At 39.6% G+C, this 482-nt stretch carries 1 protein-coding gene; it reads left to right on the top strand.

What is annotated here, in order from left to right; all coding sequences use genetic code 11:
* Positions 1-482, top strand: a 482-nt coding sequence (locus tag N0M92_RS29240) for a dicarboxylate/amino acid:cation symporter (RefSeq protein WP_260289039.1), incomplete at both ends; no start/stop codon positions are given.

Genomic DNA, 482 nt, shown 5'->3' with positions numbered 1-482 from the left:
AAGCAGCATGAATCGTTCGTGGATACAATCGTTCACATTGTGCCATCCAATCCAGTTAAAGCCATGGTAGAAGGCGATATGCTAGCGATCATTTTCTTCTCCGTGTTGTTTGGACTTAGTATTGCGGCCATCGGTGAAAAGGGTAAACCAGTATTCCGTTTCTTCCAAGGTGTAGCTGAAGGAATGTTCTACCTAACTAACATGGTCATGAAATTCGCTCCTATCGGTGTATTTGCACTAATCGGTGTGACGATTTCCAAATTCGGTTTGGAATCTTTAATTCCGTTAGGAAAGTTAGCGCTTTCTGTTTACGGAACAATGATTTTCTTTGTAATAGTCGTTCTTGGTATTATTGCGAAATTTGTCGGATTCAATATCTTTACGTTGATTAAACTTCTAAAAGAAGAATTGATTCTTGCTTTCTCTACTGCAAGTTCAGAAGCGGTTCTTCCGAAAATCATGGAAAAAATGGAGAAAGCGGG

The sequence above is a fragment of the Peribacillus aracenensis genome (genome assembly GCF_025175645.1).
In the GTDB taxonomy this organism is placed as follows: domain Bacteria; phylum Bacillota; class Bacilli; order Bacillales; family DSM-1321; genus Peribacillus; species Peribacillus aracenensis.
This window is presented reverse-complemented; position numbering and strand designations above follow the sequence as displayed.